14 protein-coding genes are annotated in these 16,508 nt (G+C 62.9%); 6 read left to right on the forward strand and 8 right to left on the reverse strand.

Annotation, left to right across the window (positions count from 1 at the left end; genetic code table 11):
* Positions 1-34: 34 nt before the first annotated feature.
* The 6 genes from Q5H92_RS24495 to xseA all read right to left on the reverse strand — a co-directional run bounded on the left by Q5H92_RS24495 (position 35) and on the right by xseA (position 4,309).
* Positions 35-448, reverse strand: a complete 414-nt coding sequence (locus Q5H92_RS24495) for a response regulator (RefSeq protein WP_305014210.1) — start codon at positions 446-448, stop codon at positions 35-37.
* Positions 445-1,227 carry a sensor histidine kinase gene (locus Q5H92_RS24500; RefSeq protein WP_305014211.1) on the reverse strand — a complete coding sequence of 261 codons (783 nt, stop codon included), beginning with the start codon at positions 1,225-1,227 and terminating at the stop codon, positions 445-447. The genes Q5H92_RS24495 and Q5H92_RS24500 overlap by 4 nt, the downstream gene beginning before the upstream one ends.
* Positions 1,228-1,456: 229 nt before the next feature.
* On the reverse strand, positions 1,457-2,161 hold the full coding sequence (locus Q5H92_RS24505; RefSeq protein WP_305014212.1) for a hypothetical protein: 705 nt from the start codon (positions 2,159-2,161) through the stop codon (positions 1,457-1,459).
* A 29-nt stretch (positions 2,162-2,190) separates the two neighbouring features.
* Positions 2,191-2,505, reverse strand: coding sequence for a hypothetical protein (locus Q5H92_RS24510; protein ID WP_305014213.1), 315 nt, complete (start codon positions 2,503-2,505; stop codon positions 2,191-2,193).
* 102 nt (positions 2,506-2,607) lie between these two features.
* Positions 2,608-2,925 carry an exodeoxyribonuclease VII small subunit gene (gene xseB, locus Q5H92_RS24515; protein WP_305014214.1) on the reverse strand — a complete coding sequence of 106 codons (318 nt, stop codon included), beginning with the start codon at positions 2,923-2,925 and terminating at the stop codon, positions 2,608-2,610.
* 37 nt (positions 2,926-2,962) lie between these two features.
* Entirely contained in the window at positions 2,963-4,309 is a 1,347-nt protein-coding gene (gene xseA / locus Q5H92_RS24520; protein WP_305014215.1) for an exodeoxyribonuclease VII large subunit, read from the reverse strand.
* A 251-nt stretch (positions 4,310-4,560) separates the two neighbouring features.
* Here xseA and Q5H92_RS24525 point away from each other — a divergent pair, with 251 nt between their 5' ends.
* Complete coding sequence (locus Q5H92_RS24525; protein ID WP_305014216.1) at positions 4,561-6,627, forward strand: M13 family metallopeptidase; 2,067 nt, start codon at positions 4,561-4,563, stop codon at positions 6,625-6,627.
* Between the two features lie 244 nt (positions 6,628-6,871).
* Positions 6,872-8,971 (forward strand): M13 family metallopeptidase, encoded by a 2,100-nt coding sequence (locus Q5H92_RS24530; protein ID WP_305014217.1) that lies wholly within the window; start codon positions 6,872-6,874, stop codon positions 8,969-8,971.
* A gap of 242 nt (positions 8,972-9,213) precedes the next feature.
* Here the strand turns inward: Q5H92_RS24530 and Q5H92_RS24535 are convergent, their stop codons facing one another.
* A complete protein-coding gene (locus Q5H92_RS24535; protein ID WP_305014218.1) occupies positions 9,214-9,939 on the reverse strand; it encodes a peptidylprolyl isomerase in 726 nt (241 codons plus the stop codon).
* Positions 9,940-10,014: 75 nt separating this feature from the next.
* The gene (locus Q5H92_RS24540) at positions 10,015-11,205 is read right to left on the reverse strand and encodes a zinc dependent phospholipase C family protein (protein WP_305014219.1); all 1,191 of its coding nucleotides are present in this window, start codon (positions 11,203-11,205) and stop codon (positions 10,015-10,017) included.
* A gap of 156 nt (positions 11,206-11,361) precedes the next feature.
* Here Q5H92_RS24540 and Q5H92_RS24545 point away from each other — a divergent pair, with 156 nt between their 5' ends.
* The 4 genes from Q5H92_RS24545 (at position 11,362) to Q5H92_RS24560 (ending at position 16,372) form a co-directional block, all read left to right on the forward strand.
* On the forward strand, positions 11,362-11,976 hold the full coding sequence (locus Q5H92_RS24545) for a hypothetical protein (RefSeq protein ID WP_305014220.1): 615 nt from the start codon (positions 11,362-11,364) through the stop codon (positions 11,974-11,976).
* 203 nt (positions 11,977-12,179) lie between these two features.
* Positions 12,180-12,434, forward strand: a complete 255-nt coding sequence (locus Q5H92_RS24550) for an acyl-CoA-binding protein (protein ID WP_305014221.1) — start codon at positions 12,180-12,182, stop codon at positions 12,432-12,434.
* Between the two features lie 152 nt (positions 12,435-12,586).
* Complete coding sequence (locus Q5H92_RS24555; RefSeq protein WP_305014222.1) at positions 12,587-13,627, forward strand: hypothetical protein; 1,041 nt, start codon at positions 12,587-12,589, stop codon at positions 13,625-13,627.
* A gap of 132 nt (positions 13,628-13,759) precedes the next feature.
* Positions 13,760-16,372, forward strand: a complete 2,613-nt coding sequence (locus Q5H92_RS24560; RefSeq protein ID WP_305014223.1) for a hypothetical protein — start codon at positions 13,760-13,762, stop codon at positions 16,370-16,372.
* Positions 16,373-16,508: the final 136 nt, after the last annotated feature.

Consider the following 16,508-nt stretch of genomic DNA (forward strand, 5'->3'; position numbering starts at 1 on the left):
AACATCCCCCTTACTCATTTACGCATTCGCCGTTTTACCGACTGCCCGCCGCCGCGGCCGCCAGTACGGCGCTGCGCATTTCTTCGGGCGAGGTGTTTTTTACGAGGTAGCTGTGGGCACCCTCGGCCAGCACGGTGCTCACCAGGGATGGGTCGTCGTGCATGGAGATGATGACCACGCGCACGTTGGGAAACTGGGTGCGAAGCAGGCGGGTGGTTTGCAGGCCGTCGAGGATGGGCATTTGCATGTCCATCAGCACCACGTTGGGGCGGCTGCCCTGGTCGAGGAGTTCGAGCAGCTCCTGGCCGTTGCCGGCCTCGCACACCACCTCGATGCCCGCGTAGCCACTGAGCAGGGCGCGCAGTCCTTTGCGAAACAGAATGTGGTCGTCAACGATGGCCAGCCGTACGGCGCCGGCCCCGGCCGCGGATGCAGAAGAGGAGTTCATGAGTTGAGTGTGAAAGTAGGGGTGGGCGTGCCGGCAGGCAGCAGCGTCACGGGCAAAATGGCCTCGACGCGTGTGCCGACGCCCGGTTCGGAATGATAATGCAGCTGGCCGCCAAGCACGGCCACACGGCTGCGTAAGTTGATAAGGCCCATGCCCACGGGCTGGCCGTGCGGGCCGGGGGGCGGCAGTTCTTCTAGGGCCGCGAGGTCGAAGCCCAGGCCGTCGTCGGAGTAAGTAAGGGTGAGCAGGCCCGGCGTAGCGCCCACCCGCAGCAGAATGTGCGGCGCCTGGGCGTGCAGCAGGCCGTTGGTGAGCAGCTCCTGAGCAATGCGGTACACCATTAGCTCGTGCGGCGGAATGAGGCGGCCGAGCTGGCCTTCCTGCTCCAGGCGCACTTCGGGGCCGTGGTCGGCGGGCACGGCCTGCACCAGCGCGCGCAGCGCTTGGGCCAGGCCCAGCTGCTGCAACGTGGCCGGCTGCAGGTTGCGCGAGATGCGGCGCACTTCGGCCACGGCCTGGTCGATGAGGGCGCTGGCTTCGGGCGAGGGCGGGCTGCCCGGCGCAAACAAGTGCAGCTTGGCCAGCGCCAGAATGGTACCCACGCCGTCGTGCAATTCGCCGGCAATGCGTTGGCGCTCGTCTTCCTGCGCCACCAGCGCGGCGGCCAGGGCCTGCTGCTGGGCCGCTTCCTGCACCTGGGCCAGTTCCTGCTGCTGGCGCAGCTGTCCCCGTTGGTAGCGTACCACGAACCACACCAGCCCGAGTACGAGCAAGAGCAATGTAGGAGTAAGTAGCAACAACGGTAAAAGTGTATTCACATGAGAGCTCCGAAGCGAGCAGGTAGCGCAAAGTAGTAGAAAAAAGCCACCAAACCGACGGACTTAAACCAATGCCCGGGGTTTGTAGCGCAGGCGCAAGGGTTGAGGTTGCCGAAACACGGGAAGCGAAACCCGCTGCCCGCATCCGAACTGCCGGGCAGGTAGCTGGCCCAGGCCGTCCAAAACACCGTCAGGAAGTAGCCAGCGTCGCCTGTTCCGCCGGCACAGGGGCGGTAGTGGACGCGTCCCGGTGCTTGGCACGCAGAAAAGTTAGGGTCAAAAAATAGTTGAACCCCATCCCGAATAGCGCAACCACCGGATACTTCCAGTTTTGGTCGTAAACGGTTTTCGACAAATAGTCCAGGCTGAAAGCGGTGACGGTACCCGCCGAGTACAGAAGCTGCCCCAGGCCCAGCAGCCAGAAAGGGTCTTGCATAATGTGCTTTTTGGGCGGGCTGTTCAGGGTTTGCTCCATGTACAGCATGGCAAACCCGGCCAGCACCAAACATTGCATAATCCGGCCGCCGGAAACGCCTAACAGTGCGCTATGAGCAAACATTGCGGCAACGCACACCACTGTCCCTAACAGGGCCATCTGCACCGTCCGGCGCGCTCCCGCCGAATGCAGAACCTGGTAATAAACCGCCCCGAATAGCAGCGTTTTGCCTACGTTGAACCCAATTAGAAAGCCGTAGTTGGTGGCAAAAACCGCCGGATACAGAAAGTTTATCCCCAGCGAGCAAAAGGCCGACAAGTACACGTACCAGCTCAGCAGCTTCACGGCCGGGCTGAAATGCCGCCGCCGCCACCACACCACCATCATGGGCACGATGACACTGGCCTGGTTGAGGTTCACCAGGCGGTCAGTGAATAGAGTGAGCTCGTCGGGAGTCATGGCTGGAGGAGAAAAAGGCCCGTGGGGAATTAGCTGTTGAGCACGTTGGCCATGCCCGAGTGCGGCGGGCCAGAGCTGCCTTCATCGGCAATGAGGTAGCCGTCGGTGAACAGGTCATCTTCATTGTGGTCGGCGCTCACCGCCACCAAGCGAGTAGCCTCGCCATCGAGGCCGAAGTAGAAGCGGATTCCCTGCGACTCGGGCTGGTCGAGTAGCTTCTTTAGAATGTTGGTGCCCAAGAAGATACTCAGTATTTTGCCCTGGTTGGCATCCCGGTAATTAGTGGTTAGTTCGATTGCTCTTGATAAGGTGATTTGGCTACCTTCGCTACCATTAAAGGGCATAAATTTGAAAAAAAAGAAATTGAACAAAAAGAAGTTATGGTTGGATGGAAGGGTCAAATATAGCGTCCTAATTGAAAGATTGATATCGGTATAGAAAATTCTTTACCAGGCCCGGCCCGGCCCGCCGGCCAGGTGGTCGTGCTCGTCGTCTTCGTCCTCATCTGCCGATGCTTCCTCTTCATCGTCTTCCTGCTCCGGCAACTCATCGGCCTCGTCCTCGTCGTCGAGCGTGTCGAACACGCGGTCGAGGGAGGTTTCTGCGTGGCGGAGTTTCTGGCGGCACAAGCGGATAAGTTCGGCCGAGCGCTCGACGCGGGCGGTCAGGTCGTCCACGTCCACAGCGTCGGTTTCGAGGGCGCGTAGAATGGTTTCCAGCTCTTCAATGGCTTCGCGATAGGTCAGGTTTTGGGGGGCAGGCATGGGAAATGTAGCTAATGAGAAATAAGGCAGCTAGGCCTCAAAAAGCGGCCGGCTTGCGGTTGGCGGCCAGTTGCAGCAGCCGCAGCTCAGCCCGATGCAGGTGGCGCTCCAGGGCCAGCTGCAACTGATAGCGGCGGCGCAGCAGGGTTTCGCGCCGGCGCCGGTGGTGGCGGGCAAAGCGCTTGAGCAGCACCCGGCCGCGCTGGCGCAGGCCGCGCTGCTCGCGGGCCAGGGCGCGGCGCGCGGCGCGCGGCACTTGGTGTCGAAAACGCCCGAGGCTGGCTTCCAGCTGTTGCAGCTGCTCGCGCGGGTGCTGAATGGCCTGACGGGTGCGCTCCAGCAGGGCCGCGCGGGCGGCGTCGAGCTGGCGGTGGGCGGCATAGCGGCTGCGGCTGCCCAGTTGGTCGAGGCGGGCGTGGCGCTGGCTGAGTTGGCGGCGGGCGCTGCCCACTATTTGCTCGCCCAGGCCCAGAATGGCGGCTTTGAGCCGGGCCAGGCGCTCGACTAGGAAGGTGGCTACGGCGGTGGGCGTTTTCAGGGCGCGGTGAGCGGTGAGGTCCACCACGGCTTCGTCGCGCTCGTGCCCGATGCCCGTGAGCACCGGCAGCGGAAACGCGCCCACAGCCGCCGCCAGCCCATATTCATCAAATGCCACCAAATCGGCCCGGCCGCCGCCGCCTCTTATAATAACGACGGCATCGAACTGGCTGCGCCGGGCGCGCACGCCATCCAGCGCCGCCCGGATGCTGGCCGGGGCGTCGTCGCCTTGCATCATGGCCGGGAATAGAGTGAGGGCAAAATCATACGGGGCCTCATCCAGCTGCTGCACAAAATCCTGGAAGCCAGCGGCCGTGGGGGAGGAGATGACGGCCAGCCGCTGCGGCGCCAGAGGCAGCGTAAGTAGCTTCTGGCGCTCCAGTAGGCCTTTTTCTTCCAGCAGGCGCAGGGTTTTCAGGCGCAGCAGGGCCAGCTCGCCCACGGTGTAGCTCGGGTCGATGGCCACCACGTCGAGGCTCAGCCCATACTGCTCGTGGAAGCGCACCTGCACGCGCAGCAGCAACTTAAGGCCGGCGCGCAGCGGCTGGCCGGTGGCCCGCTCGAAGGCCGGCGCCAGCTGCTGGTAGCGCTGGCTCCAGAGCGTGGCGCGGGCCTGGGCCTTCATGGGCATGCCGCGGCTGTCGGTGCCCTGCTCGGTGAGGGTGAGGTAGCAGTGCGCGCCGGCAAAGCGCGGCACGGTCAGCTCGGCCACTTCGGCCACCACCCAGTAGGATTCGGCCAGCTGCTGCTGCAGGGCCTGGCGCACGCGGGCCAGCAGCTCCGTCAGGCCCAATGGTGGCGGGGGCAGCGTGGGCGGAAGCTCGGGGCGGCGGTTGTAGAGCGGCATAAGACGCAAGTTACGGCTGCTAGGTTGGCCTAGTGAGGTAGCAGGCGCGAAATCAGCTGTCATCCTGAGCTTGCGAAGGACCTTATCACGGCTGAACAGGCAGCACTATACCAATCAAGTATGAGAAGGTCCTTCGCTGCGCGGACGCCAGATGAGGATGACAGACGCTTGCGCTATGAGCCCCCGTGCAACCGCTGTTTTGGTACGGTGTCCCTAACTTCACGGCATTATTTCCCAACCCAATCTTTTTCATGAATTCAAATTCCATTGCGCGGCGGCTTAGCCTGGCCGTGCTCGGCCTGGGCAGCCTGGTGGCCACCAGCGCCTCGGCCCAAACCACCAAAATGGCGTCGGCGCAGAAAGGCACCGGCATCACCATCGCCAACATCGACCCGTCGGTGAAGCCCTGTGATGACTTCTTCCATTACGCTTCGGGCAACTGGCTGAAAAACAACCCGATTCCGGCCGCTGAGTCTCGCTGGGGCTCGTTCAACGAGCTGGCCAACAACAACAACGCCACCCTGCGCGCCATTCTGGAGCAGGCGGCCAAAAACGCGCCCACGGCCGCCAAAGGCTCGAACGCCCAGAAAGTGGGCGACTTCTACGCCTCGGCCATGGACTCGATGGCCATCGAAAAAGCTGGCCTGAAGTACCTCAAGCCGCACCTCGACCGCATCATGGCTATCAACAGCCTGGCCGATGAGCAGAAATTCCTGGCCGACCCCAAGGCGCATGCTGGTAGCGTGTGGTTTGGCTCGGGCGTGGGGCAGGACGAGAAAATCAGCACCCAGTACGCCGTGTACCTCGGCCAGGGCGGCCTCTCGTTGCCCGACCGCGACTACTACCTGAAGGACGACGCCCGCTCGAAAGCCATTCGCGCCGCGTATCAGAATTACCAGGTCAACATCTTCAAGATGCTAGGCGACGACCAGGCCACGGCCGAGAAAAACGCCGCCGCCGTCACGCGCATCGAAACCCGCTTGGCCAAGGCCAGCAAGAGCCGCGTGGACCTGCGCGACCCCTACGCCAACTACAATAAGATGACGGTGGCCGAGGCCAATGCCGCCTTCCCCAACCTGGCCCTGCCCATGATGCTGAAAGAAGGCGGCCTGGGCGCGGCGAAGGAAGTGATTGTGGGCCAGCCCGAATTTATGAAAGAGGTGAGCGCCGCCCTGCAGCAGGAGCCCTTGGCTGACCAGAAGCAGTACCTGCGCTGGCACCTGGTGAGCAGCGCCACCGCGGCCCTGCCCAAAGCCTACGGCGACGAGGCTTTCAATTTCAGCAAAGTGCTGAGCGGCGCCAAAAAGCAGCAGCCCCGCTGGAAGCGCATGCTGGGCTCGACGGACCGCGCCCTGGGCGAGGCCTTCGGCCAGCTCTACGTGGACAAAGCGTTTACGCCCGCCGCCAAGGCACGCGCCAAGCAGATGATTGAGAACCTGCGCGTGGCTTACGCCGAGCGCATTCAGGCCACGGATTGGATGAGCGCCGCCACCAAAAAGGAGGCCCTGACCAAGCTGAACGCCTTTGTAGTGAAAATTGGCTACCCCGATAAGTGGAAGGACTATTCGGCCCTGAACATCAGCCGCGAAAGCTACCTGAACAACCTGTTTGCCGCCCAGGAATGGGCCAACAAAGAGGAAATCAGCAAGTTTGGCAAGCCGATTGACCGCACCGAGTGGGGCATGACGCCGCCCACCGTGAACGCCTACTACAACCCGCCGATGAACGAGATTGTGTTCCCGGCCGGCATTCTGCAGCCCCCATTCTTTGATGCCAAGGCCGACGACGCGGTGAACTACGGCGGCATTGGCGCCGTGATTGGCCACGAGATGACCCACGGCTTTGATGACCAGGGCCGTCAGTACGACTCCAAAGGCAACCTGAAAGACTGGTGGACCAAGGAAGATGCCGAGAAATTCAACGCCAAAGCCGATGTGGTAGGCAAGCAGTTCGATGCTTTCTCGCCGCTGGATTCGGTGCACGTGAACGGCAAACTGACCATGGGCGAGAACCTGGCCGACCTCGGCGGCCTCACTATTGCCTACCAGGCCTTTGAAAAAACCCCGCAGGCCAAGGCCGGCAAGCTCATCGACGGCTTCACGCCCGAGCAGCGCTTCTTCCTGGCTTACGGCCAGATTTGGCGCACCAACACGCGCGATGAGTACATCCGCCAGCAGGTGCAGACCGACCCGCACTCGCCCGCTATGTATCGCACCAACGGCCCGCTGATGAACATGCCGGAGTTCTACAAAGCCTTCGGCTGCAAGGACGGCAACAAGATGATGCGCGCCGCCGCCGACCGCTCGAAAATCTGGTAGGCTGAGCCTCACGCATGACTTGAAAAGAACGTCATGCTGAACGCAGTCGAAGCATCTCTACCGCGAAGAGTAATTATTTACTTCTACGGTAGAGATGCTTCGACTGCGCTCAGCATGACGTTCTGCTTTTAAAGAAGTAGCAATTGCCAATCCGGCATTGTTCTGCTTAATTTTTTGCGTTGTTTAACAGCAAGGAGCGGTTGTAACTTGCACTTCTTAATATTATCCCACCTTTCTTTTCAAGATGACTAAACTAAACTTTGTGCGCCGCGCGGCCTTATCGGCAGCGGTGCTCGGGCTGGCGGCCGGAGCGGCCCAGGCCCAGGACCAAAAAATCAAGACCAAATCGAGTGCGGGCAAAACCAAAACGGTGGTTTCAACTACCGGCCAGTCAGGCGTGGGCATCACCCTGTCCAACCTCGACCGTACGGTGGCGCCCTGCGACGACTTTTACCGGTTTGCCAACGGCAACTGGATGAAAAACAACCCCATTCCGGCCTCCGAAACGGGCTGGGGCGGCTTCAATGTGTTGCGTAACCGCAACCGCGACGTGGTGCACGGCATTCTGGAGAAAGTGGCCGCCGACCGCACCGCCAAGCCGGGCTCGAACGCCCAGAAAGTCGGCGACTTCTACGCCGCCGCCATGGACAGCATGGCTGTGGAGCGCGCTGGCCTGAAATACCTGCAGCCGCGCCTGGATAAGATTAACGCCATTCAGGACGTGGCCGGGCTGCAGCGCTACCTCGCCGACCCTAAGAACTACGGCAAGGGCTGGTACGGCCTCGGCGTGGGCCAGGACCCCAAAAACAGCACGCAGTACGCCGTGCAGGTGCGCCAGGGCGGCCTCACGCTCTCCGACCGCGACTACTACCTGAAGGATGATGCCCGCTCGAAAACCATTCGAGCTGCTTACCGCACCTACCAGATTAACACGTTCAAGCTGCTCGGCGACGACCAGGCCACGGCCGAACGTAACGCCGATGCCGTGACGCGCCTCGAAACCCGCATGGCCAAGGCCAGCCGCGACCGGGTGGCCCTGCGCGACCGCGACAAGAACTACAACAAGATGACCGTGGCCCAGGTGGCCGCCGACTACCCCAACCTCGACATTCCGCTGCGCCTCAAGGAAAGCGGCCTGAGCAGTGCCAAGGACATCATCGTGGGCCAGCCCGAGTTCCTGAAAGAGGCCAACGCCATGATTAAGGACGAGCCCTTGGCCGACCAGAAGCAATACCTACGCTTCCATTTGGTGGAGGGTGTGACGTCGGCGCTGCCCCAGGCGTACGTGGACGAGAGCTTCCGCCTTTCGAAGGTGCTCACGGGCGCCAAGGTGCCCCAGGCCCGCTGGAAACGCGCCTTTGCCGCCACCGACAACGCGCTGGGCGAGGCGTTCGGCCAGATTTACGTGGACCAGGATTTTAGCCCCGCCGCCAAAGCCAAGGCCAAGCTGATGGTCGAAAATATGCGCCAGGCCTACGCCGAGCGCATTCAGGCTACCGAGTGGATGAGCGCCGCCACCAAGGCCGAAGCCCTGAAAAAGCTCAACGCCTTCGTGGTGAAAATCGGCTATCCCGACAAGTGGAAGGACTACTCCAAGCTGAGCATCAGCCGCGAAAGCGCCCTCAACAACCTGTTTGCGGTGTCGGAGTTCAACACGATGGACAACCTGAGCAAGTTCGGCCAGCCCGTCGACCGCACGGTGTGGGGCATGACACCGCCCACGGTGAATGCCTACTACAACGCCAGCCTGAACGAGATTGTGTTCCCGGCCGGCATCCTGCAGTCGCCCTTCTACGACCCCAAAGCCGATGATGCGGTGAACTACGGCGGCATCGGCGCCGTGATTGGCCATGAAATGACCCACGGCTTCGACGACCAGGGCCGCAAAGTGGACTCGGAAGGCAACCTACGCGACTGGTGGACCAAGGAAGACGGCGAAAAATTCATGGCCAAGGCCGACGTGGTGGGCAAGCAGTACGACGCCTTCATGCCGCTCGACTCGGTGCACGTGAACGGCAAGCTGACCATGGGCGAAAACCTGGCCGACCTCGGCGGCCTCACCATCGCCTACGCGGCCTTCATGAAAACGCCCCAGGCCAAGGCCGGTAAAATCATCGACGGCTTCACGCCCGAGCAGCGCTTCTTCCTGAGCTGGGCCCAAATCTGGCGCATCAATCAGCGCCCCGAAACCACTCGCCAGCTCGTGCAAACCGACCCGCACTCGCCGGGCCAGTTCCGCACCATCGGGCCGCTGCAGAACTTCCCGGAGTTCCACAAGGCCTTCGGCTGCAAAGACGGCGACAAGATGGTGCGCCCGGTTTCGAACCGCGCCAAAATTTGGTAAGACGTTTGCATAAGCACTCCTGAATCATGCACGGGAAACTGTTCCCGCGCCCGATACGAGAAGGTCCGCTCCCTATGGGGGCGGGCCTTTTTAATGGACAGAGGGCTGTGGCTGATAAGAAAACGCCTGTCATCCTGAGCGCAGCGAAGGACCTTATCCCGACTGAACAAAAATCGTTCTTGCTTGATAAGGTCCTTCGCTGCGCTCAGGATGACAGGCGTTTCCCTGGCGGAATGAAACCTCTACTTCACCACTTCCACCTTCATAGGAATGTCCTTCACCGGCCACTTGTCCGACTCCACGGGCTCGTTGGAAATCTTGTCCACCACGTCCTGGCCTTCGATGACTTCGCCGAAAACCGTGTACTTGCCGTCGAGCGAGGGCACGCCGCCCACGGTGGCGTAGGCGTTGATTTGGGCGGGCGTGAGCTTGCGGCCGGCCATGGCCTGCGACTGAAACGGCGCCATCTTTTCGCCCACCACAAAGTAGAAATCGGTGTTGGACGACAGGTGACCGGGGTTCTGCTCGTCGTCGTAGCGGGCCATGCCCAAGGCACCCTTGCGGTGGAAATGCCCGGCCCGGAACTCGGGCGGCAGCCGGTAGCGCTTCAGCCGGATGGTGCGGGCGTTGTAGGTCTGGCCGCCCTGCACCGCGAAGTTTTTCACCACGCGGTTGAACATGGTTTCATCGAACACGCCCTTGCGGGCCAGCAGCAGGAAATTGGCCTTGTGAATGGGCGTGTCGTCGTAGAGCTTCACCCGGATGTTGCCCAGGCGCGTCTTAATTAGCACTTCGGAGCCGGGGTATTGCTTGCCGTAGGCCAGCAGCGCGGCCGGGGCGGTGCTATCGGCCAGCGTGGCCAGGTCGGGGCCGGGGATGGTGGGCTTGGCGGCGGGCGCAGCCGTGGGCGGCGGCGTCTGGTTGCAGGCGGCCAGCAGAGCCAGCCCGGCGAAAAGGAAGCGGTTCATTCCACAAAATAAGCCCGCGCGGGCAGATGCTCGCGCGGGCTTATCAAAGGGGCAATTAAAGTGCAGTGATGAGGCCTACTCGCTCTTCAGCTTCACTTTTTCGCTACCGTCCTTGTCTTTGGTCTTGATTTTTACCTTGTCGGTGGCCGGCGTGGCAGCCGGAGCTGCCACCGGCGCAGCGGCCGGGGCGGCGCCTGCTTCGGTGGCATCGGCCGGGGCGGGCGCTTCCATGTCCTGAGCCGATTTTATTTGGTCGGCGGTTTCCACGCGCTTCACCTTTTGCTGGGCCAGCAGGAGCTGGTCCTGGGCCAGGGTGTTTTTCTTCCAGGCCGTTAGCTCGGTGCTGAGCTTGGCTTTTTCGTCTTTGCTGGGCTTGTTGGGCGTCATCAGGGCGTTGAGGTCGGGCTTGCCGGCGTCTTGCCAGGCCGTGAGCCACAGCGACGACACCAGCGTGGGCGCGCCTTTGAGGCGGTAGTCCACCATGCCGCCCACGGCCTTCTCGTACTCAGCTGCGAAGGCATCGGAGTAGCGGCGCGAGGTTTTGCCGTACTTGTGCGAGAACGTGAAGCGCACCTCCGGCTTCATCACTTTCTCAATCTTGGTGGCGCGGTCAAACGTCTCGCCCAGGAAGCCGTAGCTCTGCGCCAGCACGTCCCAGATGGCCGCCAGCGGGTCCTTCACGTACTTGGCCGGCTCGCCGTCGAGCTTGTAGTCGTTGATGTATTTCTCGGGCAGCTGGCTTTCCCAGAGGCTGTGCAGGCCTTTCTGGTCGGTGAGCTGGCCGTCGTAGTTCACGGTGGTGTGCAGCGGCACGAAGGCATCGCCCACGTAGTGGCTCAGCTCGGCCGAGTACTTCACGATAGCGGCCGTGTCGCGCGAGCGGAAGGCCTCGGTCAGGTTGTCCTTCATCTCCATCACCACCCACGGCACGGTGCCGTACTTCTTCAGCGTGTCGGCCTTAAATTTCTCCACCGCTTTGTCGTACTGGCGCGGCATTTTGCCGAAGGGGTTGTCTTCGGAATAATGGTCCATGTCGATGTAGTGCTTCGGCGCCTCGGTGGGGTCGTCGTTGCGGCGCTCGTCGGGGGCGGTGCTCAGGTGCACTAGCTCGGGCATGTGCCGGTAGTAAAACGCCTGCATCGAAGACGGCAGCTCATAAACGGCCACTTGCGAAATAATGCGGTGGCCAAAAAAGCCCCAGGCGCCGGCCGTGCCGTGGGCAAGCATGAGGGCCGCAAGCAGCAGCGGCAAAAGGATTTTCTTCATGAGAAAGGGAAAGATGGCGGGACAGAAAAGACGGGGCCTGCCCAAAGTTCGGGAATGGTTTGCACATTCGCTCGCGTTGCCGTTTCCGAACCCCACCAGCAGCTGCCGCCTGGCCTACCTTTGCGCTTGGTGGCCGATGGCTGCCATCCCTTGCTTATGCGTTTTTCCAGCTTTTCAATTGTGATTTTGAGTGCGTTGCTGGCCGGGCCAGTGGCAGCGCAGGTGGTGGTGCAGCCACCCGGCGCCTACCGCACCGCTGCCGCCTACCACCGCCGCCAGCCCCAGCCTGCCGGCACCGATGCCTTCTTTCCCGATAAGCGCGGAATGGTGGTGGTGGAAGTGCCCCAGGGCGCCCGCACCACCAAGCTGCGCATTGCCCCCGACAGCGTGTGGGGCTTCGTGAATGGCAAGGGCCGCACCACGCGCCTGTTCCGTGGCAACGAGTACCGCCTCGAATACGCCGACACGCTCTGCATCTACAGCAGCAGCAACATCATGGCCGGCAACGACCGCAACGGCACCAACCTACTTGTGCCCGGCGCCAGCGCCATGGGTTCGTTCACAAGCCCGCGCTATTTCTTCAGCCGCGGCCTCACGGGCCTCATTTTTCCGCTCACCATGCCCTATCTGCGCGAGGCCTACAGCGTAAGCAACCCCGCCTTCGTGACCTCCCTCGCCGACCTGCGCGTGGACCAAAGCCTGGTCGATTTCGACCGCAAAACCGGCCTCTTTCGCATCACCACGCTCTATCGCGCGTCCAACGGGCGCTAGTCGCCCGGGGGCTGGCGAGCCTGTATAGAACGCTTGACGAGCCGATTTTAGTGGCCATAAGGCCCGTCATGCAGAGCGCAGCGAAGCATCTCGCGTGCCGAAGTAATCTAATCAAATGAGTCACTATTGCACGCGAGATACTTCGCTGCGCTCTGCATGACGGCCTTTTTAGCTCACTTACTCATCCACCAACCCACCACCGCATGACCACACAAGAAGAATTCGATGCTGCCAGCCAGCGCGCCCAGCAGCTGCCCACCAAGCCCAGCAACATGGTGCTGCTCCAGCTCTATGCCCTCTATAAGCAAGCCACCGAAGGCGACCTGACCGGCGACCGTCCCGGCGGCTTCGATTTCAAAGCCATTGCCAAATACGACGCCTGGAACGGCCTGAAAGGCACCAGCCAGGAGGCCGCTCGCCAGCAGTACGTAGAGCTGGTGAGCGAGCTGGCGGGATAAGGCGGCGCCGTCCGTTTTTAAAAGAACGTCATGCTGAGCGCAGCCGAAGCATCTCTACCGCAATAGTAAATGAATACTCTTCGTGGTAGAGATGCTTCGGCTGCGCTCAGCATGACGTTCTTGTGTGCAGCACTTATATCTTCCCTGAACCCATGGATATCTCCCGCAAAAAGCCCGCCTACCCGCTCACGCCGGCCCTGCGCGAGTACCTGCGCGACTACGACCGCGACGTGGCCCTGCCCGTGGCCTATGCCGATTTGCGGCGCTTCAGCAACTCTTTTCCGCTGATTGACCGCACCGGCAAGGACACGCTTTGGCAAACCATCTTCTTCGAGGGGCCCGAGATGCAGGAGCTCAGCACGGGCCTCACGGAGGTGTATGCCCAGCTGAAAACGGCTGGCGATATGTCCTTCACCCAGCACCTCGTGGCCGACCGGATTGACTACTGCGAGTTCGGCAACTCGCGGCCGTTTCGGGTGCGGATTGTGAACCGCTTCAACGACAACTACGACTATTTCTACGTGAAGCAGGCCGACGCTTCGCGGCTGTACGGGCTAGAATTGGAGCACCTGCTTTCCCCCAATTCCATCAATTTCCTGGTGAGCGGCGACACGCTCATTGAGGAGCACATCGTGGGCATTCCCGGCGATGACTTCATTGAAAAGCACCTCACCCGGCCCCACCTCAACCAGGTGCGCATCGCCAAAGAATTTGTGAAATTCAACGAGCGCTGCTTCGTGCGGCTGCTGGGCGACATGCGCGCCTACAACTACGTCATTGCCGTGACGCCCGACTTCGAGGACGAGCAGTACCGCGTCCGGGCCATCGACTTCGACCAGCAGAGCTACGAGGGCCGCCGCAGCATGTACCTGCCCCGCGCTTTTAAGGACAACGCGCCCGTGGTGGAGATGTGCGCCGCCCTGCTCAAGCCCGAAACCGTGCGCCAGTACCAAACCGAGGAGCGCGCCCTCATGGCCGGCCGCGCCCGCGCCGAGCGCCACCGCCTAAAAGCCCTGCTTGACGTGATGCGCGCCCACGACCTGGCGCCGGCCGAAAAGGTCGAACAGCTCAAAGCCGAGCTCAACCGCTACCACCACACCCAGGCCTTCGACGGCTGCGATTCGATGGGCGACCTCGTGCGCCAGCACCTGTGGGTGATGCTGGGCCCCAGCGCCAAGCCGGCTGCGGGGTAGGGGGGCACCGCCCGAAAACGGACCCGAAAAAGCCGTAGGGCCGGGCATTATCTTTCGAATCCCTGACACTGGATGTCAGGGATTTTTTTATGACTTTTGATTTTACGCTTCCCTGTCTCCCCTACGCTTCGCATGAAAAAACCACTACGCTACCTGTTGTTACTCCTGCTGGCGCTGGGCCTCACGTGCCCGGCTCACGCTACTGCCCCGCCCGCCGCCGGCCACTCCCTAAGCCTCGCGCTGAACCCCGATGGCACGCTGCGGGCCGGGGTGAAAGGCTCCTTCGATGCCCATAATTTTCGGATGAGCACCGCGCCCGACGGACGGCCCGTATTCCGACCAGCGGGCACCACCGGAACGGGCGATGAGCGGTGGGCGGACGGGTTTGGCCTGCCCAATGGCGTGGACGGAAGCGTTAATGTCGTGTTGCAGGCCGGAACCGATATGTATATCGGAGGCAGTTTTAGCTTCGTTGCGACGAGTAATGCAGGCGGGGTAGCCGCTAACTTTGTAGCGAAGTGGAACGGGACAACGTGGACCAGCCTGGGCACCGGACCGGGCAACGGCGTTGATAATACCGTTTCGGCGCTGGCGCTGGCCGGCAACGGAGATTTGTACGTGGGCGGGTTAATCAGCCGGGCCGGCGGGGTGGCCGTCAATGGCGTGGCGAAGTGGAACGGGACGACCTGGAGCCCCCTGGGCACGGGCCTGACCGACAGCGGCGGCCTGCCCGGCGTGGGGCAGGCATTGGTGGTGGCCGGTAATGGCGACCTGTACGCCGGCGGCCGCTTTGCTCAGGCCGGAGGCGGGCCCGCTAGTAACATCGCCCGCTGGAACGGGACGGCTTGGAGCCCCCTGGGCCTGGGCGCGGGCGTTACTAATCGCAACGAGCAGGTCAATGCGCTGGCGCTGGCCGCCAACGGGGACGTGTACGCGGGCGGCACCTTCAGCCAGGCCGGCGGCGTGGCCGCCAACAACATCGCCAAGTGGAACGGCACCGCCTGGAGTGGTCTGGGCGCGGGCGTAAACGGCGCGGTTTCCACGCTGGCCGTGGCCGGCAGTGGGGACGTGTACGTGGGCGGCAGTTTTACCCAAGCCGGCGGCGGGGCGGCCAGCAATGTGGCCCGGTGGAACGGCACGGCCTGGAGCCCCCTGGGCACGGGCCTGGACGCCCCCGTTCGGGTGCTCCTCGTGGCCGGCAACGGCGACGTGTACGCGGGCGGCAACTTTACCCAAGCCGGCGGAGTGGCGGCCAACTACGTGGCCCGCTGGAACGGTACGGCCTGGAGCCGGCTGGGCACGGGCGCGGGCCTGAACAACGCGGTTTCCGCGCTGGTCCTGGCCAGCAATGGGGACGTGTACGCGGGCGGCTTTTTCATCAAAGCCGACGGGATTCCGGCCAGCGCTATGGCCGTGTGGAACGGCACGGCCTGGAGCAGCCTGGGCCTGGGCACGGGCAATGGCGTGTATGGCGGCGTTTATGCGGTGGCCGTGGCTGGCAACGGCGACGTGTACGTGGGCGGCAGCTTCACCCAGGTCGGCAGCGTGGCGGCCAACAACATCGCCAAGTGGAACGGCACTGCCTGGAGCCCCCTGGGCACGGGTACGGCCTACGGCAGCTCGCTGGGCAATATCCTGGCGCTGGCGCTGGCCAGCAATGGGGATTTGTACGTGGGCGGCAACATCACCCAAGCCGGCGGCGTGGCGGCCTACTTTGTAGCCAAGTGGAACGGCACCGCCTGGAGCCCGCTGGGCGCGGGCATGGCCCCGCTGAATACCGCCGGCGCCGTGCTGGCCCTGGCCGTGGCCGGCAATGGCGACGTGTACGCGGGCGGCCGCTTCACCCAGGCCGGGGGCGTGACGGCCAACCGGGTGGCCAAATGGAACGGCAGCGTTTGGAGCGCCCTGGGCACGGGCTTCGCTGATAGAAACGACGTGGTGAATGCCCTGGCAATAGCGAGTAATGGCGACGTGTACGCGGGAGGCTCCTTCACCCAGACCGGCGGGGTGACCACTGCTAATGTGGCCAAGTGGAACGGGACGGCCTGGAGCCCCCTGGGCGCAGGCGTGAATGCCACTGTTTGGGCCCTGGCAACAGCGGGCAATGGGGACGTGTACGCAGGCGGGCAGTTCACCGCCGCCGGCGGAGGCGCCGCTAATGCCATTGCCAAATGGAACGGAACGACCTGGAGCCCTCTGGGCACGGGCCTGACCTCTGGCGGCTTCACGGGCTTTGTCGGTGCATTGACCGTAGCGAGCAACGGGGATGTTTACGCGGGCGGCAACTTCGCCCAAGCCGGTGCCGGAACGGCCAATAACGTAGCGAAGTGGAACGGGACGACCTGGAGTAGCCTAGGCACGGGACTGAGTAATACGGTGTCCAGTGTGGCCCTTGGGGCCACGGGCAAGCTGCACGCGGGTGGTTCTTTCGCCGCCACCGGCGACGCCAGCAAACTCATGTCCCGCTTCGCCATCTACGACCCCAACGCCCCGCTAGCCGCTGCCGCCGCCCAAGCCGCGCCCGCCGCGCAGCTCTTCCCCAACCCGGCCCACGGCGCGGCCACGCTGCGCCTGCCCGCCGGCGCGCCCCGCCTGCCCCTCACCCTCGCCAATGCGCTGGGCCAGGTGCTGCGCCGCTACCCCGCCCCGGCCACCGCCGAGGCCGTGCTGGACCTGCGCGGCCTGCCCGTCGGCGCCTACATAGTGCGTTGCGGCGAATTCAGCCAGCGACTGGTGGTGGAGTAGGCGCGGAGGAAGGCGCGCTTCCAACGGACCGCAAACCCAACCCGGTCAGCCAAAAAAGCCCGCGCGCAAGGGAACGACGGCCCCGCCCCGGCAGCGCCTCCAAAGAAAAAACGGCGCCATTGCCGCAGAAAAACAA

This window comes from Hymenobacter mellowenesis (genome assembly GCF_030581005.1).
GTDB classification, from domain to species: domain Bacteria; phylum Bacteroidota; class Bacteroidia; order Cytophagales; family Hymenobacteraceae; genus Hymenobacter; species Hymenobacter mellowenesis.